Source organism: Exiguobacterium sp. s5 (assembly GCF_018618075.1).
GTDB classification, from domain to species: Bacteria; Bacillota; Bacilli; order Exiguobacteriales; family Exiguobacteriaceae; genus Exiguobacterium; species Exiguobacterium mexicanum_A.
Genome location: NZ_JACSLK010000009.1, coordinates 19,327 through 41,172 on the forward strand (window position 1 = coordinate 19,327; position 21,846 = coordinate 41,172).

The following is a 21,846-nucleotide window of genomic DNA, read 5'->3' on the forward strand; positions in this document are numbered from 1 at the left end:
CGACATTCAATGACAATGTTCGATTATTACGCCCGAAAAATTCGATAGAGAATTGGGGGTCTGAGAGGTGAATCAGTTGACTGGTCAACTTGTTCAGTACGGTCGTCACCGTCAGAGAAGAAGCTTTGCCCGTATCAGTGAGGTATTAGAGCTTCCGAATTTGATTGAAATTCAAACTGCTTCTTACGAGTGGTTCTTACGTGAAGGATTGAAAGAGATGTTTACGGACATTTCGCCAATCTCCGACTTCACTGGAAACCTTGTGCTCGAGTTCATCGATTATTCGCTCAGTGAGCCGAAGTATTCGATTGATGAATCGAAGGAGCGAGACGTTACTTACTCTGCGCCATTGCGCGTAAAAGTACGTCTGCAAAACAAAGAAACAGGTGAGCTCAAAGAACAAGAAGTGTTCATGGGAGATTTCCCACTCATGACAGAATCGGGAACGTTTATCATTAACGGTGCAGAACGCGTTATCGTTTCCCAGCTTGTTCGTTCGCCGAGCGTTTATTACAACGCCAAACTCGATAAAAACGGTAAGCGTGGTTTCGGTGCGACAGTCATTCCGAACCGCGGTGCATGGCTCGAACTTGAGACAGATGCCAAAGATATCGTTTACGTTCGTATCGACCGTACCCGTAAGATCCCGGTAACGGTGTTGTTGCGTGCCCTCGGATTCGGTACGGACCAAGAGATTATCGACCTTCTCGGGGATGATGAATATCTTCGCAATACCCTTGAAAAAGATAATACAGAATCAACAGAAAAAGCGTTGATCGAAATTTACGAGCGTCTCCGCCCTGGTGAACCACCAACGGTTGAGAACGCGAAGTCACTTCTCGTATCTCGTTTCTTCGACCCAAAACGTTACGACCTTGCAAACGTCGGTCGCTACAAGATGAACAAAAAACTTCATCTTAAAAACCGTCTCTTCGGTCAAAAATTGGCCGAGACGCTCGTTGACCCAGAAACAGGCGAAGTCATCGCTGAAGCTGGAACAATCCTCGATCGTCGCAACCTTGACCGCGTTCTTCCACATTTGGAAAACGGCCTCGGTTATATGGATGCTGAGCCGACAGGCGGCGTCGCTGAAGGTGAACCGTTCGGTCTTCAATCGATCAAAGTTATCTCACCAGATGACCCAGATGGAGAGCGTATCTTGAACATTATCGGTAACGGCAATATCGACCGCAGTGTGAAACACATCACGCCGGCTGATATCATCGCATCGATCAACTACTTCTTTAACTTGCTACACGAAGTCGGAACAACAGATGACATCGACCACCTAGGAAACCGTCGTCTTCGTTCAGTCGGAGAACTTCTCCAAAACCAATTCCGGATCGGGCTTTCTCGTATGGAACGTGTTGTTAAAGAGCGGATGTCGATTCAAGATCAAAACGCGATCACACCACAGGCACTCATCAACATTCGCCCGGTAATCGCGTCGCTAAAAGAGTTCTTTGGTAGCTCGCAGTTGTCACAGTTCATGGACCAAACAAACCCGCTCGCAGAGCTCACGCACAAGCGTCGTCTCTCTGCACTTGGACCGGGTGGTTTGACACGTGAGCGTGCCGGTTTCGAAGTTCGAGATGTTCACTATTCGCACTACGGTCGGATGTGTCCAATCGAAACACCAGAAGGACCGAACATCGGTCTCATCAACTCGCTTTCGTCTTATGCGAAAGTAAACGAGTACGGCTTCATCGAAGCACCGTACCGTCGAGTCGACCCAGAAACAGGTCTCGTCACGAGCGAGATTCAATATATGACGGCGGATGAAGAAGATCTCTACGTCGTCGCCCAGGCGAACATGCCGCTCACAGAAGAAGGCGGTTTCGCCAACGAACAAGTCCTTTGCCGTTTCCGCGGACAAAACTTGTCAGTTGAGCCAAACCGAGTCGATTACATGGACGTTTCGCCGAAACAGGTTGTTTCTGCCGCGACGGCATGTATCCCGTTCCTCGAGAACGATGACTCGAACCGTGCCCTCATGGGAGCGAACATGCAACGTCAAGCTGTACCGCTTCTCCAACCTGATTCACCGATTATCGGTACTGGTATGGAGTACGTGTCAGCGAAAGACTCTGGAGCCGCGATTATCGCGAAATTCCCAGGTGTCGTCGAGCGTGTCACAGCGCGCGAAATCTTGGTCCGCCGCACGTCTGACGTGAACGGTTCTGAGGTGTCGGGTGACCTTGACCGCTACAAACTTCAAAAGTATGTTCGTTCGAACCAAGGGACATGCTACAACCAGAAGCCGATCATCGCTGCTGGCGACCGTGTCGAAAAAGGAGAAATCCTTGCTGACGGTCCATCGATGGATATGGGTGAGCTCGCGCTCGGCCGTAACGTCGTTGTCGCCTTCATGACATGGGACGGTTACAACTATGAGGATGCGATCATCATGAGTGAGCGTCTCGTGAAAGATGACGTGTACACATCGATTCATATCGAAGAGTACGAGTCAGAATCACGCGACACGAAACTCGGACCTGAGGAAATCACACGTGATATTCCAAACGTCGGCGATGACGCGCTTCGCAACTTGGACGATCGTGGAATCATCCGCATCGGTGCGGAAGTCAAGGATGGCGATATCCTCGTCGGTAAAGTAACGCCTAAAGGCGTGACTGAATTGACGGCGGAAGAGCGTCTCTTGCACGCGATCTTCGGTGAGAAAGCACGTGAAGTCCGTGATACGTCACTCCGTGTACCAAACGGCGGCGACGGCATCATCTTGGACGTCAAAGTGTTCGATCGTGAAAACGGTGACGAACTCTCACCGGGCGTGAACCAAATGGTTCGTGTCTACATCGTTCAAAAACGTAAGATTCACGAAGGGGATAAGATGGCGGGACGTCACGGTAACAAAGGTGTTATCTCGCGGATCCTCCCTGAAGAAGACATGCCATACATGCCGGACGGCACACCGATTGACATCATGCTTAACCCACTAGGTGTACCATCGCGGATGAACATCGGTCAGGTACTCGAACTCCACCTTGGAATGGCGGCTAAAAAGCTCGGCATCAAAGTGGCGACACCTGTATTCGATGGTGCGCGTGAGGAAGACGTATGGGCAACGATTGAAGAAGCTGGAATGGACAAAGATGCCAAGACTCGTCTCTATGACGGTCGTACTGGTGAAGCGTTCGATAACCGCGTCTCGGTCGGTGTCATGTATATGATCAAACTCGCGCACATGGTTGATGATAAACTTCACGCTCGTTCGACAGGACCATACTCGCTCGTCACACAACAACCGCTCGGTGGTAAAGCACAGTTCGGTGGACAGCGTTTCGGTGAGATGGAAGTATGGGCACTTGAAGCGTACGGCGCAGCCTACACGCTCCAAGAGATCCTTACAATCAAGTCGGATGACACGGTGGGCCGTGTGAAAGCATACGAGGCCATCGTGAAAGGTGAGAGCGTTCCGAAAGCGGGCGTTCCTGAGTCGTTCCGCGTCTTGATCAAAGAGCTCCAAGCGCTCGGTATGGAAGTCAAGATGATGTCTGCGGACGATGAAGAAGTTGAAATGAAAGATGAAGATGACGACAACATCCCGAACGCAACATCGGCGTTAGAACAAGTCGTTCAACCGACTGTTACGGAAGAGGAATAAGGCGAAAAGGGAGGTCGGCCCCTTGGTAGATGTTAATCGATTTGAATATATGAAAATCGGCTTGGCTTCACCTGAGAAGATCCGTTCGTGGTCTTACGGGGAAGTCAAAAAGCCGGAAACGATCAACTATCGTACACTCAAACCAGAGAAGGACGGATTGTTCTGTGAACGAATCTTCGGTCCTACGAAAGACTGGGAATGTTACTGTGGAAAGTACAAACGGATCCGTTATAAAGGAGTCATTTGTGACCGCTGTGGCGTTGAAGTGACGAAAGCGAAAGTGCGTCGCGAGCGTATGGGCCATATCGAGCTCGCGGCACCAGTTTCGCACATCTGGTACTTCAAAGGGATTCCAAGCCGAATGGGGCTTGTTCTCGACATGTCACCACGTGCACTCGAAGAAGTGATCTACTTCGCGTCGTACGTCGTGACGGAGCCAGGTGACACTCCGCTCGAGAAGAAACAACTTCTCTCGGAAAAAGAATACCGTCTCTACCGTGAAAAATACGGTAGTGACTTCAAAGCAGACATGGGTGCGGAAGCAATCCGGACACTCCTTCAAGACGTGCAACTCGAGAAGGAAGTCGGAGAACTCCGCGAAGAATTGAAGACAGTTCAAGGTCAGCGTCGTACACGTGCGATCAAACGCCTTGAAGTGCTCGATGCATTCTTCACATCAGGCAATGATCCAGATTGGATGATCCTCGAAGTACTTCCTGTCATTCCGCCTGAGCTTCGCCCGATGGTGCAGCTCGACGGTGGACGCTTTGCGACATCTGACTTGAACGATTTATATCGTCGAGTCATCAACCGTAACAACCGTCTCAAACGTTTGCTCGACCTCGGCGCGCCGAACATCATCGTGCAAAACGAGAAGCGTATGCTTCAAGAAGCGGTTGACGCCCTCATCGACAATGGTCGTCGTGGTCGTCCGGTAACAGGTCCAGGTAACCGTCCATTGAAATCACTTTCACACATGTTGAAAGGGAAACAAGGTCGTTTCCGTCAAAACCTTCTTGGTAAACGGGTCGACTATTCAGGACGTTCAGTTATCGTCGTTGGACCGAACTTGAAGATGTACCAGTGTGGTCTCCCGAAAGAGATGGCGCTTGAACTCTTCAAACCGTTCGTGATGAAAGAACTTGTCGGTCGCGGCATTGCTTCGAACATCAAGAACGCCAAACGTAAGATTGAGAAGATGCAACCAGAAATCTGGGGCGTCCTCGAAGAAGTCATTCGTGAGCACCCGGTTCTCTTGAACCGTGCCCCTACGCTTCACCGCCTAGGGATTCAAGCTTTCGAACCGATTCTCGTCGAGGGTCGTGCGATTCGTCTTCACCCGCTCGTATGTACGGCCTACAACGCCGACTTCGATGGTGACCAAATGGCGGTCCACGTACCACTTTCTGCCGAAGCGCAAGCCGAAGCTCGTCTTCTTATGCTCGCGGCGCAAAACATCTTGAACCCGAAAGATGGAAAACCAGTCGTTACACCATCGCAGGATATGGTCCTCGGTAACTACTACATCTCGCTTGAACGCGACGATGCCATCGGACAAGGGAAAGTGTTGTCGAACGTGAACGAAGCGCTCATCGCGTATCAAAATGGCTACGTCCACTTGCATACACGTGTGGCTCTTCCAGCACGGACGCTTAACAACCCGACGTTCACAGATGAGCAAAACGAGAAATTGTTGATCACAACGGTCGGTAAGATGATCTTTAACGAGATTTTACCGAACACGTTCCCATACTTGAACGAACCGACGATGGAAAACTTGCAGGAAGCAACGCCTGATAAGTACTTCATCGACAAAGGTGCCAACGTGGCGGAAGAAATCGCCTCACGTCCACTCATCGAACCGTTCAAAAAAGGATTCCTTGGAAAAGTCATCGCGGAAGTGTTCCAGAAGTTTGAAACGACTGAAACAAGCCGCATGCTTGACCGGATGAAAGATCTCGGCTTCAAACACTCGACGAAAGCCGGTGTGACGGTCGGAATCGCTGATATCATCGTTCTTCCGGACAAACAAGAAATTCTCGATGAAGCGCAAGCCCAAGTCGATCAAATCATGAAGTCATTCCGTCGCGGTCTCATCACTGAAGATGAGCGTTACGAGCGCGTTGTACGCTCTTGGAACGAAGCGAAAGATGAGATTCAATCACGATTGATGAAATCCCTCAATCGCTTGAACCCAATCTTCATGATGTCTGACTCAGGTGCCCGTGGTAACGCGTCCAACTTCACGCAGCTCGCAGGGATGCGTGGTTTGATGGCCGCTCCATCTGGCCGCATCATCGAACTTCCGATCAAATCTTCATTCCGTGAAGGTCTGACGGTACAGGAATACTTCATCTCGACACACGGTGCGCGTAAAGGTCTTGCCGATACAGCCCTTAAGACGGCTGACTCAGGTTACTTGACACGTCGTCTCGTTGACGTAGCCCAAGATGTCATCATCCGTGAAGAAGATTGTGGAACGGACCGCGGTATCCGCGTCGCCGCTCTCCGCGAAGGCACGGAAGAAATCGAAAACTTGTATGACCGCCTCGTCGGCCGTACAGCGTTCGAGACAGTGGCACATCCGGAAACGGGTGAAGTCATGGTCGAGAAGAACCAATTGATTACCGAAGATCTCGCTCGCGACATCGTCGACGCTGGAATCGAACGAGTTGAAATCCGGACAGCCTTTACATGTAACACGTCACACGGCGTATGTAAAAAATGTTACGGCCGCAACTTGGCGACTGGCTCGAACGTTGAAGTCGGCGAAGCTGTCGGAATCATCGCCGCGCAATCAATCGGTGAGCCAGGAACGCAGCTTACAATGCGTACCTTCCACACAGGTGGGGTAGCCGGAGATGATATCACACAAGGTCTTCCGCGTATCCAAGAGGTATTCGAGGCTCGTAACCCGAAAGGGCAAGCGGTCATCTCGGAAATCCCGGGTACGGTCATCGATTTCACAGAATCGCGTGACAAACGTGAACTCACGGTCGAAGGACTTAGCGAGACACGTACGTACACGATTCCGTTTGGAGCACGTCTTCGTGTTCAAATCGGAGATACGGTAGAAGCTGGGGAAGTCTTCACGGAAGGTTCGATCGATCCGAAAGAATTGCTCGCCGTCCGTGGTGTATCTGGCGTACAAAACTACCTTCTCCAAGAAGTACAAAAAGTTTACCGGATGCAAGGGGTAGAGATCGGCGACAAACACGTCGAAGTTATGGTTCGCCAAATGCTTCGCCGCGTCAAAGTCATCGAGTCTGGTGATACGCCGCTCCTCCCTGGTTCGCTCGTCGACATCAGCGTCTTCAAAGAAGCATGTAAAGATGCGCTCCGCGAAGGCAAGAGCCCGGCAACAGCGAAACCGGTCCTTCTCGGAATCACGAAAGCGTCGCTTGAGACAGATTCGTTCCTCTCGGCCGCTTCGTTCCAAGAAACAACTCGTGTGTTGACAGATGCTGCCATCAAAGGCAAGCGCGACTATCTTCTCGGACTCAAAGAGAACGTCATCATCGGGAAACTCGTTCCAGCTGGTACTGGGATGCCGGTTTACCGCGATGTACAGCTCAAAGAAGATGAGACGAAAGCCGTCCTCGAAGACACGACTGTAGAATAAAAACGTCTTGACAGCATAGGTTGGCGGTGCTACTATGATTTAGTGCCGCCAATCGGTTGTTGTCGATGACAACGGTGTCCAGCAGTCGGCAAGCTACTCGGACGTCACCCGATCTTTCTTCGGAAAGGTTTGGCTGCTATTATTGCCACTTTCAAGGTATAACTCACGTTTTTGCGAGGTCATGGAATGCCTACGCCTCGTAAAAGCGTTTCGTTATGACCTTAAATGAACCACCCGGGTCGGTGGGTCTAGAAAATAGCATAATTCAGGAAGGGAGGATCTTCAAAGATGCCTACTATCAACCAGTTAGTCCGTAAAGGACGTAAATCGAAAGTCGTTAAATCTGACTCTCCAGCACTTAACAAAGGTTACAACAGTTTCATCAAGTCACAAACTAACGTGAGCTCGCCACAGAAACGTGGTGTTTGTACACGTGTTGGTACAATGACTCCGAAGAAACCGAACTCGGCATTACGTAAGTATGCTCGTGTTCGTTTGACTAACCAAATCGAAGTGACTGCGTACATTCCAGGTATTGGCCACAACCTTCAAGAGCACAGCGTTGTTCTTATCCGTGGAGGACGTGTAAAAGACTTACCAGGGGTACGTTACCACATCGTTCGTGGTGCGCTTGACACTGCAGGTGTTGACGGACGTATGCAAGGCCGTTCTAAATACGGTACGAAACGTCCGAAAGCTGCGAAGAAGTAATTCTCGCAAAACTAAAAACTACTGAAATTTTGAAAGGAGGGTACTCGGATGCGTAAAAACCGTGCAGAACGTCGTGACGTTATCGCAGATCCGATCTACAACTCGAAATTGGTAACTCGCCTCATTAACCGTGTCATGTTAGACGGTAAAAAAGGTACAGCTCAAACTATCATTTACAACGCATTTGGCCTCATCGCTGAACGCTCAGGCAAAGAGCCTATGGAAGTGTTCGAAGAAGCAATGAACAACATCATGCCTGTACTTGAAGTTAAAGCTCGCCGTGTTGGTGGAGCAAACTACCAAGTTCCTGTTGAAGTTCGTCCAGAGCGCCGTACGACACTTGGTCTTCGTTACCTCGTGAACTACGCTCGTCTCCGCAACGAGAAAACGATGGAGCAACGTATCGCGAATGAAATCATGGATGCAGCCAATAACACTGGTGCGTCTGTTAAGAAACGCGAAGACATGCATAAGATGGCAGAAGCGAACAAAGCGTTTGCTCACTATCGTTGGTAAGTTAAACGTAAAGACCACTCCACGTCACCAAGCGGTGGCTTAATGGAGTGGCTTTCGGGTATAATCATATCGTGTGCCAGCACACGAAAAACACATGCGGAAGGAGAATACCCAGTATGGCAAGAGAATTCTCCCTAAAGAATACTCGTAACATCGGGATCATGGCTCACATCGATGCCGGTAAGACGACAACAACTGAACGTATTCTTTATTACACAGGTCGTATCCACAAGATTGGTGAAACTCATGAAGGAGCTTCACAAATGGACTGGATGGAGCAGGAGCAAGAGCGTGGAATCACGATCACTTCTGCTGCGACAACTGCACAGTGGAATGGCCACCGTGTAAACATCATCGATACACCTGGACACGTAGACTTCACGGTTGAAGTTGAACGTTCACTCCGTGTACTTGATGGCGCAGTTGCAGTACTTGACGCTCAGTCAGGTGTTGAACCACAAACAGAAACTGTATGGCGTCAAGCGACGACTTACGGTGTTCCACGTGTCGTATTCGTCAACAAGATGGATAAGATCGGTGCGGACTTCTTGTACTCGGTGAAAACACTTCACGAGCGCTTGCATGCAAATGCACACCCAATCCAACTTCCAATCGGTGCGGAAGACGAATTCAAAGGAATCGTCGACCTCGTCGAAATGAAGACGTACATGTACTCGAACGACCTCGGTACTGACATCGAAGTAACAGATGGCTTCCCAGCTGACATGGCTGACCAAGCTGAAGAACTTCGCGGTCAATTGATCGAAGCGGTCGCAGACTACAACGAAGAGTTGATGATGAAATACCTCGAAGGCGAAGAGATCTCAATCGACGAACTCAAAGCTGGTATTCGTAAAGCAACACTCAGCGTAGAATTCTACCCTGTACTCGTTGGTTCGGCCTTCAAAAACAAAGGTGTTCAATTGATGTTGAACGCTGTTGTTGATTACCTCCCATCACCAGTTGATGTTGAGTCAATCAAAGGGATCAACCTCGACACAGAAGAAGAAATCACGCGTGAGCCTTCAGATGACGCGCCGTTCTCGGCACTTGCGTTCAAAGTCATGACGGATCCTTACGTCGGTAAATTGACGTTCTTCCGTGTGTACTCTGGTACAGCACAAGCTGGTTCGTATGTGAAGAACTCGACTAAAGGTAAGCGTGAGCGCCTCGGTCGTATCCTTCAAATGCACGCGAACAGCCGTGAAGAGATTCCAATGGTATACGCTGGTGACATCGCCGCGGCTGTTGGTCTCAAAGATACTACGACTGGTGATACACTTTGCTCAGAGAAAGACAACGTCGTTCTCGAGTCAATGACATTCCCAGAACCAGTTATCTCGGTCGCTATCGAGCCTAAATCGAAAGCTGACCAAGACAAGATGGGTCAAGCCCTCGCGAAACTCGCAGAAGAGGATCCAACTTTCCGCACTGAAACAAACCAAGAGACTGGTCAAACAATCATCTCTGGTATGGGTGAGCTTCACCTTGATATCCTCGTTGACCGTATGCGTCGCGAATTCAAAGTAGAAGCAAACGTCGGTGCACCACAAGTTGCTTACCGTGAGACAATCCGTGGCGCTGCGAAGATCGATTCGAAATTCGTACGTCAATCTGGTGGACGCGGTCAGTACGGTCACGTTGTCGTAGAATTCGAGCCGAACGAAGAAGGCGCTGGATTCGCATTCGAGAACAAGATCGTCGGTGGTGTTGTACCACGTGAATACGTCCCAGCTGTTCAAAACGGGATTGAAGAAGCTCTCGAAAACGGTATCCTCGCTGGTTACCCAGTAGTTGACGTTAAAGCTGCCCTCGTCTTCGGATCGTACCACGATGTCGACTCGAACGAGATGGCGTTTAAAGTTGCTGCTTCGATGGCGGTTAAACAACTTAAGGAGCAAGCGAAAGCTGTTATCCTTGAGCCAATGATGCGTGTTGAAGTTGTCATCCCAGAAGAATACTTGGGAGATATCATGGGTGACGTCACGTCACGCCGTGGACGCGTAGAAGGTATGGAAGCACGCGGTAACGCTCAAGTCGTTAAAGCAATGGTTCCACTTTCAGAAATGTTCGGCTATGCGACATCGCTTCGTTCACGTACGCAAGGACGCGGAACGTACTCGATGCACTTCGATCACTACGAAGAAGTACCGAAGTCAATCGCAGAAGAAATCATCAAAAAAGCGAACGGCTAATAACGGTTGTAACGCTTAATTGATTGTTGTAAGCTAAGGAGGACGTATGTTAAAAGTAGCCTACGTCTTCCTAGTTAAATAAAAAACTAATTGTCTAATAGAGGAGGAATCTAGAATGGGTAAAGAAAAATTCGACCGTTCTAAACCGCACGTTAACGTTGGTACAATCGGCCACGTCGACCACGGTAAAACAACTTTGACTGCAGCGATCTCAGCTGTACTTTCAAAAGCACAAGGGAAAACAGCTACAAAGTTTGACGCAATCGATGGTGCTCCTGAAGAGCGTGAGCGCGGTATCACAATCGCAACAGCTCACATCGAGTACGAAACAGAAAAACGCCACTATGCACACGTTGACTGCCCAGGTCACGCTGACTATGTTAAAAACATGATCACTGGTGCTGCACAAATGGACGGCGCGATCCTCGTTGTTTCGGCAACTGATGGCCCAATGCCACAAACACGTGAGCACATCCTTCTTTCACGTCAAGTAGGTGTTCCTTTCATCGTCGTATTCATGAACAAAGTTGACATGGTTGACGACGAAGAACTCCTTGAGCTCGTTGAAATGGAAATCCGTGAACTTCTTTCTGAATATGACTTCCCAGGCGACGACCTCCCTGTAATCAAAGGTTCAGCACTTGGCGCGCTTAACGGCGAAGCTCAGTGGGAAGAAAAAATCATGGAACTCATGAACGCAGTTGATGAGTACATCCCTGAGCCAGTTCGTGACACGGACAAAGAATTCATGATGCCAGTTGAGGACGTATTCTCAATCACTGGTCGCGGTACTGTAGCGACTGGTCGTGTTGAGCGTGGTGTTCTCCGCGTCAACGACGAAGTTGAAATCGTTGGTCTTACAGAAGAAACTAAGAAAACTGTATGTACTGGTGTAGAGATGTTCCGTAAGCTTCTCGACTACGCTGAAGCTGGCGACAACATCGGTGCTCTTCTCCGTGGTGTATCACGTGAAGACATCGAGCGTGGACAAGTACTTGCTAAGCCAGGTTCAATCACGCCGCACTCAAAATTCAAAGCTTCAATCTACGTTCTTTCTAAAGAAGAGGGTGGCCGTCACACGCCATTCTTCGCGAACTACCGTCCGCAGTTCTACTTCCGTACAACTGACGTAACAGGTATCGTTCACCTTCCAGAAGGTACTGAAATGGTAATGCCAGGAGACAACATCGAGTTGACGATCGAATTGATTTCTACAATCGCGATCGAAGACGGAACACGTTTCTCAATCCGTGAGGGTGGCCGTACAGTAGGCGCTGGTTCAGTAACTGAAATCATCGAGTAATCGATTGATTCACTGACCTTTCAAGCAGTCCGCATTTTGCGGGCTGCTTTTTTGTTTTGTGGCAAGACGTGGTAAGATGGGACATATGTCGAACGAAAGGGGAGACGAAGATGGAGAAGCAAGTCGAAACGTTATGTCGGCTGAACGGGATCGCGTGTCGGTTCGGTGGGTCGACGTTACTGAAGCATCATGGGCTAATTGAAACGGCGAACGACTTGGATGTGTTTGTCGAACCGGATCAATTCGAGCGAGTCGATCAAGTACTGAGCCGTGCTGGAAAGAAAGTCGAGTCGACGCCTCATCCAGATTACGTGACGACCTATTTTGGCGAATATGAGTTCGAGGGCGGAGACATTGATGTGATGGCCAGCTTTCGGATGAAGTGCACCGATGGGATCTATACACATCCATATATTGAACCGGTCGGCAGTTGGATGCATCTCGAAGAGTGGGTCGTACTGTATACGGTAATGAACCGTATCGATAAGCTTGAACGGTTAAGTCAATACTTCGAGACTCATCCAATGAATGAAACGATCGTCCAAACCTGCTTGAAACGAGCCCCAGCCTCGGTCATCGAATCCGTCACGGAACGCTTCGGAGCACGTATGAAACGCTAGGTAGAGTTGGCATGGCGGTTCTTGTAACAAATAGTTCAACAAAAGAAGGAAAATAGCTTGCAAATGGGTTCAAATCTTGTTACATTAGTGAACGTTGAACAACTCATCAGACATCCGGCGCAATTTAAAAATCAAATCTTGCATTTCATATGTAGATTCGATATAATGATTAAGTGTTTGTGCGAGTGGTGAGAGACTTTACAGCAGAAATCGGGTCCAATCGTTGATTTGCAATGATCGGATACCTCTGCTGACACAAGCACGCTGCGATGAAGCGGGAGGTTATGACACGCCAGGCAGCTTTGCCATGGCCGGTGTGGAAATTTCCGCGGAGAACTGTCTATTTTTAAAAATAGGCGACAAAGGAGGGAAACTTACATGGCAAATGAAAAAATCCGTATTCGTTTAAAAGCATACGACCATCGCGTACTCGATCAATCAGCTGAGAAAATCGTTGATACTGCGAAGCGTTCAGGTGCAAAGGTTTCGGGACCAATCCCGCTTCCAACTGAAAAATCGATCTACACGATCCTTCGTGCGGTTCACAAGTACAAAGATGCTCGTGAGCAGTTCGAGATGCGTACACACAAACGCTTGATCGACATCGTTAACCCAACACCAAAAACGGTTGATGCGCTTATGCGCCTCGAATTACCATCAGGTGTTGACATCGAAATCAAACTTTAATTCTTCATATAGTAGATACTAGCCAGAAGAGACAATAATTATTAAACAGGAGGTGTATCTCATGGCTAAAGGAATCTTAGGAACAAAACTTGGTATGACTCAAATCTTCAACGAAGCAGGCGAAGTCGTACCGGTAACAGTAGTTGCTGTCGAAGGAAACGTCGTTCTTCAACTTAAAACAGTTGAAACAGACGGTTACGAAGCAGTTCAACTCGGTTTCGGCGACATCAAAGAATCACGTCAAAACAAACCGGCAAAAGGTCACGCTGCGAAAGCAAGTGCGACACCTAAGCGCTTCATGAAAGAGATTCGTACTTCAGTAGAAGGATACGAAATCGGTCAAGAGATCAAGGCGGACATTTTCGCTGCAGGTGAATTAGTAGACGTAACAGGTACATCGAAAGGTAAAGGATTCCAAGGTGCGATCAAGCGTCACGGACAATCACGTGGACCAATGGCTCACGGTTCGCGCTACCACCGTCGTCCTGGTTCGATGGGTCCTGTAGCTCCTAACCGCGTATTTAAAGGGAAGCTTCTTCCTGGTCAAATGGGTGGCGAGCGTAAAACGATTCAAAACCTTGAAGTTGTCAAAGTTGACGCGGAACGCGGCCTTGTACTCGTTAAAGGCGCAATCCCAGGCGCTCGCAAGTCGAACGTCATCATCAAAACAGCGGTAAAAGGTAACTAATTAACTGCACGGAAAGGAGGAATTACGAATGCCTAAAGTAGCTTTGCTTAACCAAACAGGTTCACAAGTTGGCGAGATCGAATTGGCAGAAGCCATTTTCGGTATCGAGCCTAACGACTCAGTACTTTACGACGCGATCGTCATGCAACAAGCATCACGCCGTCAAGGTACTCACGATACGAAAGGTCGCTCGGAAGTACGCGGTGGCGGCCGTAAACCATGGAAACAAAAGGGAACTGGTCGTGCGCGCCAAGGTTCTATCCGCTCACCACAATGGGTTGGTGGTGGTACAGTCTTCGGTCCAACACCACGTTCATACTCTTACAAGCTTCCTAAAAAAGTTCGTCGTTTAGCACTTCTCTCGGCGCTTTCGTCGAAAGTGAAAAACAACGAAATGATCGTCCTCGAAGGCCTTGCTTTCGATGCACCAAAAACAAAAGACATGGCTGCTGTTTTGAACAGCTTGTCAGTAGAACGTAAGGCTCTTGTAGTCACAGCGGACTACAATGAGACTATCGCTCTCGCAGCTCGTAACATCCCAGGAGTGACTGTGATCGAGGCAGCAGGCGTTAACGTTCTTGACCTCGTTGCTAACGACAAAGTCATCTTCACTAAAGATGCGGTTGCGAAGGTAGAGGAGGTGCTTGCATAATGGCTCAAGCATACGATATCATCAAACGTCCTATCATCACTGAGCGTTCTGTTAGCCTCATGGAAGCTAACAAATACGTTTTCGAAATCGACGTTAAAGCGACTAAATCGCAAGTGAAGTACGCTATCGAAACAATCTTCAATGTGAAAGTTGCTTCGGTAAACACAATGAACATGAAACCGAAAGCGAAACGTGTCGGTCGTCACTCTGGTTACACAGCTCGTCGTAAAAAAGCGATCGTAACCCTTGCTGAAGGCAACACAATCGACTTCCTCGGTTAATTTACTACCTTAGAAGAAAAGGAGGGAATCCTCGATGGCAATTAAAAAGTTTAAGCCGACCACTAACGGTCGCCGTAACATGACATCTCTCGACTTTGCAGAGATCACAACGAACCGTCCTGAAAAATCGTTAACTGAAAAGCTTTCGAAAAAAGGCGGTCGTAACAACCAAGGTCGTTTGACTGTACGTCACCAAGGTGGCGGGCACAAACGCAAATACCGTATCATCGATTTCAAACGTAACAAAGATGGCATCGTCGGACGCGTTGCTACGATCGAATACGATCCAAACCGTTCAGCGAACATCGCCCTCATCAACTATGCAGATGGTGAGAAACGTTACATCCTCGCTCCTAAGGGCATCAAAGTAGGCATGGAAATCATGTCTGGTCCTGAGGCGGATATCAAAGTGGGGAACGCTCTTCCACTCGTGAACATCCCTGTCGGTACTACTATCCACAACATCGAGCTTAAGCCTGGTAAGGGCGGTCAGCTTGTTCGTGCGGCTGGTGCATCGGCACAAATCCAAGGACGTGACGGCAAGTACGTCATCGTTCGTCTTCAATCAGGTGAATCACGCTTGTTCCTCGGCACTTGCCGCGCGACAGTCGGTTCAGTTGGTAACGAAGAACACGAACTCGTAAACATCGGTAAAGCAGGACGTTCACGTTGGTTAGGCAAACGCCCAACAGTACGTGGTTCTGTAATGAACCCGGTTGATCACCCACACGGTGGTGGTGAAGGTCGTGCGCCAATCGGTCGTTCGGGCCCACTTACTCCTTGGGGTAAACCAGCTCTTGGTCTTAAAACTCGTAAGAAAAACAAATCGAGCGACATGTACATTCTTCGTCGTCGCAAGAAATAATTACTACATGATTCTCGGGCGGTTCGAAAGAGCCGTTCCCGAATCATTCCAAAGGGAGGTTCTATCATGGGTCGCAGCTTGAAAAAAGGTCCATTCGCAGATCACCATTTGCTCGCTAAAGTTGACAAACTCAACGAATCTGGTGAGAAGCAAGTCATCAAAACTTGGTCACGTCGCTCGACAATCTTCCCAGAATTCATGGGTCACACGTTCGGTGTACACGATGGTCGTAAACACGTACCAGTATTCGTGACAGAAGACATGGTCGGTCACAAACTTGGTGAATTCGCTCCAACACGCACGTACAAAGGTCACGGATCAGACAAGAAAACGAAACGGTAATTTGAGGGGAGGTCAAATCCATGCAAGCTAAAGCATCAGCTAATATGGTCCGTCTTGCTCCTCGCAAAGCACGTCTCGTTGTAGACTTAATTCGCGGGAAACAAGTCGGCGAAGCGCTCTCTGTCCTTGCTCACACGAACAAGGCAGCGTCGCCAATCGTTGAAAAAGTATTGAAGTCAGCGATTGCAAACGCAGAGCACAACTACGATATGAATATTGAGAACCTTGTGGTGTCGGAAATCTACGTCAACGAAGGTCCAACACTCAAACGCTTCCGCCCACGTGCGATGGGTCGCGCAAGCCGTATTAACAAACGCACAAGCCACATCCACATCGTGGTAACTGAGAAATAAGGAGGGATATGTAGTGGGTCAAAAGGTAAATCCGCACGGTCTTCGCGTTGGTATTATCAAAGACTGGGATTCGCGTTGGTACGCTGAGAAAGACTACGCAGATCTCCTTCATGAAGACTTCGTTATTCGTGAATACATCGAAAACAAAATGAAGGATGCTAGTATTTCTAAAGTAGAAATCGAACGCGCTGCAAATCGCGTGAACATTTCGCTTCACACTGCGAAACCAGGTATGGTTATCGGTAAGGGTGGTTCGGAAATCGAGTCACTCCGCAAAAACATCATCAAGCTTGCTGAAGGCAAACGTGTTCACATCAACGTTGTTGAAGTGAAAAACGCGGACGCTGTCGCTAAACTTGTTGCTGAAAACATCGCTCGTCAATTGGAAGGCCGTGTGTCATTCCGTCGTGCAATGAAACAATCAATCCAACGTTCGATGCGCACTGGCATCAAAGGGATCAAAACAGAAGTTTCTGGTCGTCTTGGTGGCGCTGATATCGCTCGTTCAGAGAAGTACTCGGAAGGAACAGTTCCACTTCACACACTCCGTGCCGATATCGATTACGGAACAGCTGAAGCTGACACAACTTATGGTAAAATCGGAATTAAAGTCTGGTTGTACCATGGTGAAGTTCTTCCAACAAAAAACAACACAGCTAAAAACGCTGAATAATAAACACTCTTTCAGGAAGGAGGCAACACACTATGTTGTTACCTAAACGCGTGAAATATCGTCGTGTACACCGTGGTAAAATGCGCGGAAATGCAAAACGCGGCACAACAGTACATTTCGGTGAATTCGGTCTCCAATCGCTCGAAGCGAGCTGGATCACAAACCGTCAAATCGAATCAGCACGTATCGCAATGACACGTTATATGAAACGTGGTGGTAAAGTGTGGATCAAGATCTTCCCACACAAACCATACACGAAAAAGCCTCTCGAAGTCCGAATGGGTTCGGGTAAAGGTGCTCCAGAAGGCTGGGTAGCTGTAGTTAAGCCTGGCAAAGTAATGTTCGAAATCGCGGGTGTATCTGAGGAAGTTGCACGTGAGGCACTTCGTCTTGCAGCGCACAAACTTCCAGTGAAATGTAAGTTCGTGAAACGTGAAGAAAATGGTGGTGATACGAATGAAAGCAACTGATCTCCGTCAATCAACAACTGAAGAGCTCAACGGTAAAGTAGGCGAGTGGAAAGAAGAACTCTTTAACCTTCGTTTCCAATTAGCTACAGGTCAGCTTGAGAATCCTGCTCGTATCCGTGAAGTACGCAAGTCGATTGCGCGTGCTAAAACGATTCTTCGTGAACGCGAACTCGGCATCAACAACGGCTAATCTAATCGGATTCTTTAAGAGGAGGTAACACTCATGGAACGCAATAAGCGTAAAGTACTCACTGGACGCGTCGTGTCTGACAAAATGGACAAAACGATCGTCGTTGCAGTTGAAACAAAAGTACGTCATAAGCTTTATGGCAAACGTGTAAACTACACGAAGAAATTTAAAGCGCACGATGAGAACAATGTCGCTAAAATCGGCGATGTCGTCCGTATCGCGGAAACACGTCCGCTTTCTAAAGACAAACGTTTCCGTCTCGTAACAGTAGTAGAAGAATCAGTAATCATCTAATAACAGTTCGGATCTATAAACATCCGGAGGGAGGTACACTCGCATGATTCAACAAGAATCTCGCTTGAAAGTAGCAGACAACTCTGGCGCGCGTGAACTGTTGACAATTAAAGTCCTCGGTGGTTCAGGTCGTAAGACTGCCAACATCGGTGACATCATCGTCGCGACGGTAAAACAAGCAACACCAGGTGGCGTTGTTAAAAAAGGTGACGTTGTCAGAGCAGTTGTCGTTCGTACAAAACGCGGCGCTCGTCGTAAAGATGGTTCGTACATCCGTTTCGATGAGAACGCAGCAGTCATCATCAAAGATGACAAGAGCCCACGCGGCACTCGGATCTTCGGGCCAGTTGCACGTGAACTTCGTGAAAAAGAATTCATGAAGATCGTTTCGTTGGCACCGGAAGTACTTTAATTTCCAATTTCAATCCTATAAGGAGGTGCGCAAAACGATGCATGTTAAAAAAGGCGATACAGTCCAGGTAATGTCTGGTAAAGATAAAGGCAAGCAAGGGGTTATCCTCAAAGCTATGCCAAGCAAGAACCGCGTAGTCGTAGAAGGTATCAACGTGATTAAAAAACACTCGAAACCATCACAAGCGAATCCACAAGGCGGTATCCTTGAAATCGAAGCACCAATTCACGTCTCGAACGTCATGCCACTCGACCCTAAAACGGGCAAACCGACTCGCGTTGGTTTCAAAGTAGTCGATGGTAAAAAAGTTCGTGTCGCGAAATCGGGCGAAGTACTCGATAAATAAGAAGAACGTGACGAAAGGAGGTCCATTCGACTATGAACCGTTTGCAAGAGAAGTATAAAAGCGACATCGTGAAAGCGATGATGGATAAATTCAACTATGACTCAGTCATGCAAGTCCCGCAGGTCGACAAGATCGTCATCAACATGGGTGTAGGTGACGCTGTTTCGAACTCGAAGGCTCTTGACATGGCAGTGGAAGAATTATCAATTCTTTCTGGTCAAAAACCACTCGTAACGAAGGCTAAGAAATCAATCGCTGGTTTCAAACTTCGTGAAGGCATGCCAATCGGTGCGAAGGTTACTCTTCGTGGCGAGCGTATGTACGATTTCCTCGACAAATTGGTAACTGTTTCACTTCCACGTGTACGTGACTTCCGCGGTGTATCGAAGAAAGCATTCGACGGACGCGGTAACTACACGCTTGGTGTGAAAGAGCAACTTATTTTCCCTGAGATCGATTACGATAAAGTAACGAAAGTACGCGGTATGGACATCGTTGTTGTTACAACAGCGAACACAGACGAAGAAGCTCGTGAATTGCTCACACTTCTCGGAATGCCATTCCAAAAATAATCTAAAGGGAGGTCGACAACATGGCTAAAAAGTCAATGGTGAATCGCGAACACAAACGCGAGAAACTCGTTGCCCAGTACGCTGAGAAACGTGCACAATTGAAAGCTGAAGGCGACTACATCGGACTCAGCAAATTGCCACGTAACTCTTCACCTGTACGTCTTCATAACCGTTGCCGTATCACAGGTCGTCCACATGGTTACATGGGTAAATTCGGGATCAGCCGTATCAAGTTCCGTGATCTTGCATACAAAGGTCAAATCCCTGGTGTTAAAAAAGCAAGCTGGTAATCCACTAACAGTGTGAAAGGAGGTACATCGCATGGTAATGACAGACCCAATTGCAGATATGCTTACACGTATCCGTAACGCTAACATGGTTCGCCATGAAAAATTAGAGCTTCCAGCTTCTAATATCAAACGTGAGGTTGCAGAGATCCTCAAGCGTGAAGGTTTCATTCGCGATGTTGAATATATCGAGGACGCTAAGCAAGGTACACTTCGTCTGTTCCTTAAATACGGAGCAAGCAACGAACGTGTTATCACTGGTCTCAAACGCATTTCGAAACCAGGTCTTCGTGTATACGCAAAAGCTGATGAAGTACCAAAAGTACTCGGAGGACTCGGTATCGCAGTTCTTTCGACATCAAAAGGTCTTATGACTGATAAAGAAGCTCGCCAACAACAAGTCGGCGGCGAAGTGCTCGCCTACATCTGGTAAGTCACTTTTCTAACAAGAACGGAGGTGTAATCAATGTCACGTATTGGTAAAAAACCAGTTACGATTCCAGCTGGCGTTACTGTCACGGTTGCAGAAGACAACACGGTCACAGTAAAAGGTGCTAAAGGTGAACTTTCGCTTTCAGCTAACCCAGCCTTGGAAATCAAAGTTGAAGAGAACGAATTGAACGTCGTTCGTCCGGATGACTCGAAAGAGAACCGTACGATCCACGGGACGACACGTGCCCTTATCGCCAACATGGTGGAAGGTGTGTCTAACGGATTCCAGAAAACACTTGAGATCTCAGGGGTTGGTTACCGTGCAGCTAAGCAAGGTAACAAACTCGTCCTCAGTCTCGGTTACTCGCACCCAATCGAGTACGTTGCTGAAGAAGGTATCGAGATCGAAGTTCCTTCAAACACGCAAATCGTCGTTAAAGGGATTAACAAAGAGCGCGTCGGTCACGTTGCAGCTCAAATCCGCTCGTACCGTGCTCCAGAACCTTACAAAGGTAAAGGTGTTCGTTACTCTGATGAACGTATTCGCCGTAAAGAAGGTAAGACTGGTAAGTAATTCGTCACGAAATGAACGGAAAGGAGTGGCATAAATGATCACAAAAGCAGACAAAAATGCAGTTCGTAAGAAACGTCATGCTCGTGTACGTCGTACGATCACAGGGACAGCAGCTCGTCCACGTTTGAACGTATTCCGCTCGAGCAAGCACATCTACGTTCAACTCATCGATGATGCAGCACAAACAACGCTTGTGTCAGCATCTTCGAAAGATAAAGCTCTCGATCTTACAAACGGCGGCAACGTTGAAGCAGCGAAAGCTGTTGGTAAACTTGCAGCTGAACGTGCACTCGAGAAAGGTATCGACACTGTTGTGTTCGACCGTGGTGGATACCTCTATCATGGCCGCGTCAAAGCTGTTGCTGAAGCAGCTCGTGAAGCAGGTCTTAAATTCTAACAAAAAGGAGGGGACACTCGATGCGCCAGTTAGACGTTAACATGGAACAACTTGAAGAACGCGTTGTTACCGTAAACCGCGTCGCGAAAGTCGTGAAAGGTGGCCGTCGCTTCCGTTTCGCCGCTCTCGTCGTCGTAGGTGACAAAAATGGTCACGTCGGTTTCGGTACAGGTAAGGCACAAGAGGTGCCAGAAGCGATCCGCAAGGCTATTGAAGCCGCTAAGAAAAACATGGTTCAAGTACCGATGGTCGGTACAACAATTCCACACGAAATCACAGGAGTATTCGGAGCAGGTCGTGTATTCATGAAACCAGCTTCTGAAGGTACTGGGGTTATCGCTGGTGGTCCAGTTCGTGCAGTGCTCGAACTCGCAGGTGTAGGTGACATCCTTTCGAAATCGCTTGGATCTAACACACCAATCAACATCGTCCGTGCGACGGTTAAAGGCTTGACAGAGCTTAAAAAAGCAGAGGAAGTTGCTAAACTACGCGGTAAAAGCGTAGAAGAACTTCTTAAATAAGGGAGGGAATTAGACATGGCGAAACTCGCAATCACCCTCACACGCAGCACTATTGGTCGTCCGGAAGATCAGCGTGTAACAGTACGTACACTCGGTCTTCGTAAAATGCATCAGACTGTCGTTGTCCCTGACAACGTAGCGATGCGCGGTATGATCAAAAAAGTGTCGCACCTTGTGACTGTAAACGAAATCAACGAATAATAAAGATCTTACTAAAT

At 48.3% G+C, this 21,846-nt stretch carries 27 protein-coding genes; all 27 read left to right on the forward strand.

The features are described from left to right. Nucleotides 1-76 precede the first annotated feature (76 nt). The 27 genes from rpoB to rpmD all read left to right on the forward strand — a co-directional run bounded on the left by rpoB (nt 77) and on the right by rpmD (nt 21,829). A complete protein-coding gene (gene rpoB, locus KNP60_RS14795) occupies nt 77-3,625 on the forward strand; it encodes a DNA-directed RNA polymerase subunit beta (RefSeq protein WP_034781750.1) in 3,549 nt (1,182 codons plus the stop codon). A 22-nt stretch (nt 3,626-3,647) separates the two neighbouring features. Continuing rightward, complete coding sequence (gene rpoC, locus KNP60_RS14800) at nt 3,648-7,247, forward strand: DNA-directed RNA polymerase subunit beta' (protein WP_034781713.1); 3,600 nt, start codon at nt 3,648-3,650, stop codon at nt 7,245-7,247. 288 nt (nt 7,248-7,535) lie between these two features. Then, complete coding sequence (rpsL, locus tag KNP60_RS14805; RefSeq protein ID WP_012727683.1) at nt 7,536-7,958, forward strand: 30S ribosomal protein S12; 423 nt, start codon at nt 7,536-7,538, stop codon at nt 7,956-7,958. 48 nt (nt 7,959-8,006) lie between these two features. After that, a complete protein-coding gene (rpsG, locus tag KNP60_RS14810; RefSeq protein WP_021066600.1) occupies nt 8,007-8,474 on the forward strand; it encodes a 30S ribosomal protein S7 in 468 nt (155 codons plus the stop codon). 116 nt (nt 8,475-8,590) lie between these two features. Then, complete coding sequence (fusA, locus tag KNP60_RS14815) at nt 8,591-10,669, forward strand: elongation factor G (protein WP_214755078.1); 2,079 nt, start codon at nt 8,591-8,593, stop codon at nt 10,667-10,669. A gap of 115 nt (nt 10,670-10,784) precedes the next feature. Next, nucleotides 10,785-11,972, forward strand: coding sequence for an elongation factor Tu (tuf, locus tag KNP60_RS14820; protein WP_131437953.1), 1,188 nt, complete (start codon nt 10,785-10,787; stop codon nt 11,970-11,972). Nucleotides 11,973-12,082: 110 nt separating this feature from the next. After that, complete coding sequence (locus KNP60_RS14825) at nt 12,083-12,592, forward strand: nucleotidyltransferase family protein (protein WP_214755080.1); 510 nt, start codon at nt 12,083-12,085, stop codon at nt 12,590-12,592. A gap of 378 nt (nt 12,593-12,970) precedes the next feature. After that, nucleotides 12,971-13,279 carry a 30S ribosomal protein S10 gene (gene rpsJ / locus KNP60_RS14830; RefSeq protein WP_012727678.1) on the forward strand — a complete coding sequence of 103 codons (309 nt, stop codon included), beginning with the start codon at nt 12,971-12,973 and terminating at the stop codon, nt 13,277-13,279. Between the two features lie 61 nt (nt 13,280-13,340). Then, nucleotides 13,341-13,967, forward strand: a complete 627-nt coding sequence (gene rplC / locus KNP60_RS14835) for a 50S ribosomal protein L3 (protein WP_214797792.1) — start codon at nt 13,341-13,343, stop codon at nt 13,965-13,967. Between the two features lie 28 nt (nt 13,968-13,995). Then, complete coding sequence (gene rplD / locus KNP60_RS14840) at nt 13,996-14,619, forward strand: 50S ribosomal protein L4 (RefSeq protein WP_034781706.1); 624 nt, start codon at nt 13,996-13,998, stop codon at nt 14,617-14,619. Further along, nucleotides 14,619-14,900: a 50S ribosomal protein L23 gene (gene rplW / locus KNP60_RS14845; protein WP_034781704.1), complete on the forward strand. Its 282-nt coding sequence runs from the start codon at nt 14,619-14,621 to the stop codon at nt 14,898-14,900. The genes rplD and rplW overlap by 1 nt, the downstream gene beginning before the upstream one ends. A gap of 34 nt (nt 14,901-14,934) precedes the next feature. Next, entirely contained in the window at nt 14,935-15,765 is an 831-nt protein-coding gene (rplB, locus tag KNP60_RS14850; protein ID WP_034781701.1) for a 50S ribosomal protein L2, read from the forward strand. 66 nt (nt 15,766-15,831) lie between these two features. Further along, the gene (rpsS, locus tag KNP60_RS14855) at nt 15,832-16,107 is read left to right on the forward strand and encodes a 30S ribosomal protein S19 (protein ID WP_012727673.1); all 276 of its coding nucleotides are present in this window, start codon (nt 15,832-15,834) and stop codon (nt 16,105-16,107) included. A gap of 20 nt (nt 16,108-16,127) precedes the next feature. Then, nucleotides 16,128-16,460 carry a 50S ribosomal protein L22 gene (rplV, locus tag KNP60_RS14860; protein WP_034781699.1) on the forward strand — a complete coding sequence of 111 codons (333 nt, stop codon included), beginning with the start codon at nt 16,128-16,130 and terminating at the stop codon, nt 16,458-16,460. Nucleotides 16,461-16,473: 13 nt separating this feature from the next. Continuing rightward, nucleotides 16,474-17,133 (forward strand): 30S ribosomal protein S3, encoded by a 660-nt coding sequence (rpsC, locus tag KNP60_RS14865; protein WP_034781696.1) that lies wholly within the window; start codon nt 16,474-16,476, stop codon nt 17,131-17,133. 32 nt (nt 17,134-17,165) lie between these two features. Then, a complete protein-coding gene (rplP, locus tag KNP60_RS14870; RefSeq protein ID WP_016508922.1) occupies nt 17,166-17,603 on the forward strand; it encodes a 50S ribosomal protein L16 in 438 nt (145 codons plus the stop codon). Further along, nucleotides 17,590-17,793, forward strand: coding sequence for a 50S ribosomal protein L29 (gene rpmC, locus KNP60_RS14875; protein ID WP_012727669.1), 204 nt, complete (start codon nt 17,590-17,592; stop codon nt 17,791-17,793). The genes rplP and rpmC overlap by 14 nt, the downstream gene beginning before the upstream one ends. Before the next feature lie 33 nt (nt 17,794-17,826). Next, the gene (gene rpsQ / locus KNP60_RS14880) at nt 17,827-18,087 is read left to right on the forward strand and encodes a 30S ribosomal protein S17 (protein ID WP_021066611.1); all 261 of its coding nucleotides are present in this window, start codon (nt 17,827-17,829) and stop codon (nt 18,085-18,087) included. Nucleotides 18,088-18,130: 43 nt separating this feature from the next. Next, nucleotides 18,131-18,499, forward strand: coding sequence for a 50S ribosomal protein L14 (gene rplN / locus KNP60_RS14885; RefSeq protein WP_012727667.1), 369 nt, complete (start codon nt 18,131-18,133; stop codon nt 18,497-18,499). A 37-nt stretch (nt 18,500-18,536) separates the two neighbouring features. Continuing rightward, nucleotides 18,537-18,845, forward strand: coding sequence for a 50S ribosomal protein L24 (rplX, locus tag KNP60_RS14890; RefSeq protein ID WP_021066612.1), 309 nt, complete (start codon nt 18,537-18,539; stop codon nt 18,843-18,845). 32 nt (nt 18,846-18,877) lie between these two features. Continuing rightward, nucleotides 18,878-19,417 (forward strand): 50S ribosomal protein L5, encoded by a 540-nt coding sequence (gene rplE / locus KNP60_RS14895; protein ID WP_016508927.1) that lies wholly within the window; start codon nt 18,878-18,880, stop codon nt 19,415-19,417. Between the two features lie 20 nt (nt 19,418-19,437). Beyond that, a complete protein-coding gene (gene rpsN, locus KNP60_RS14900) occupies nt 19,438-19,707 on the forward strand; it encodes a 30S ribosomal protein S14 (RefSeq protein ID WP_034781694.1) in 270 nt (89 codons plus the stop codon). Nucleotides 19,708-19,738: 31 nt separating this feature from the next. After that, entirely contained in the window at nt 19,739-20,137 is a 399-nt protein-coding gene (gene rpsH / locus KNP60_RS14905) for a 30S ribosomal protein S8 (RefSeq protein ID WP_021066614.1), read from the forward strand. A gap of 33 nt (nt 20,138-20,170) precedes the next feature. Further along, nucleotides 20,171-20,710: a 50S ribosomal protein L6 gene (gene rplF, locus KNP60_RS14910; RefSeq protein WP_034781691.1), complete on the forward strand. Its 540-nt coding sequence runs from the start codon at nt 20,171-20,173 to the stop codon at nt 20,708-20,710. Between the two features lie 34 nt (nt 20,711-20,744). Next, nucleotides 20,745-21,107 (forward strand): 50S ribosomal protein L18, encoded by a 363-nt coding sequence (gene rplR / locus KNP60_RS14915; RefSeq protein WP_012727661.1) that lies wholly within the window; start codon nt 20,745-20,747, stop codon nt 21,105-21,107. 20 nt (nt 21,108-21,127) lie between these two features. After that, complete coding sequence (gene rpsE, locus KNP60_RS14920; protein WP_021066616.1) at nt 21,128-21,628, forward strand: 30S ribosomal protein S5; 501 nt, start codon at nt 21,128-21,130, stop codon at nt 21,626-21,628. 15 nt (nt 21,629-21,643) lie between these two features. Further along, nucleotides 21,644-21,829, forward strand: coding sequence for a 50S ribosomal protein L30 (rpmD, locus tag KNP60_RS14925; RefSeq protein ID WP_021066617.1), 186 nt, complete (start codon nt 21,644-21,646; stop codon nt 21,827-21,829). Nucleotides 21,830-21,846 lie beyond the last annotated feature (17 nt).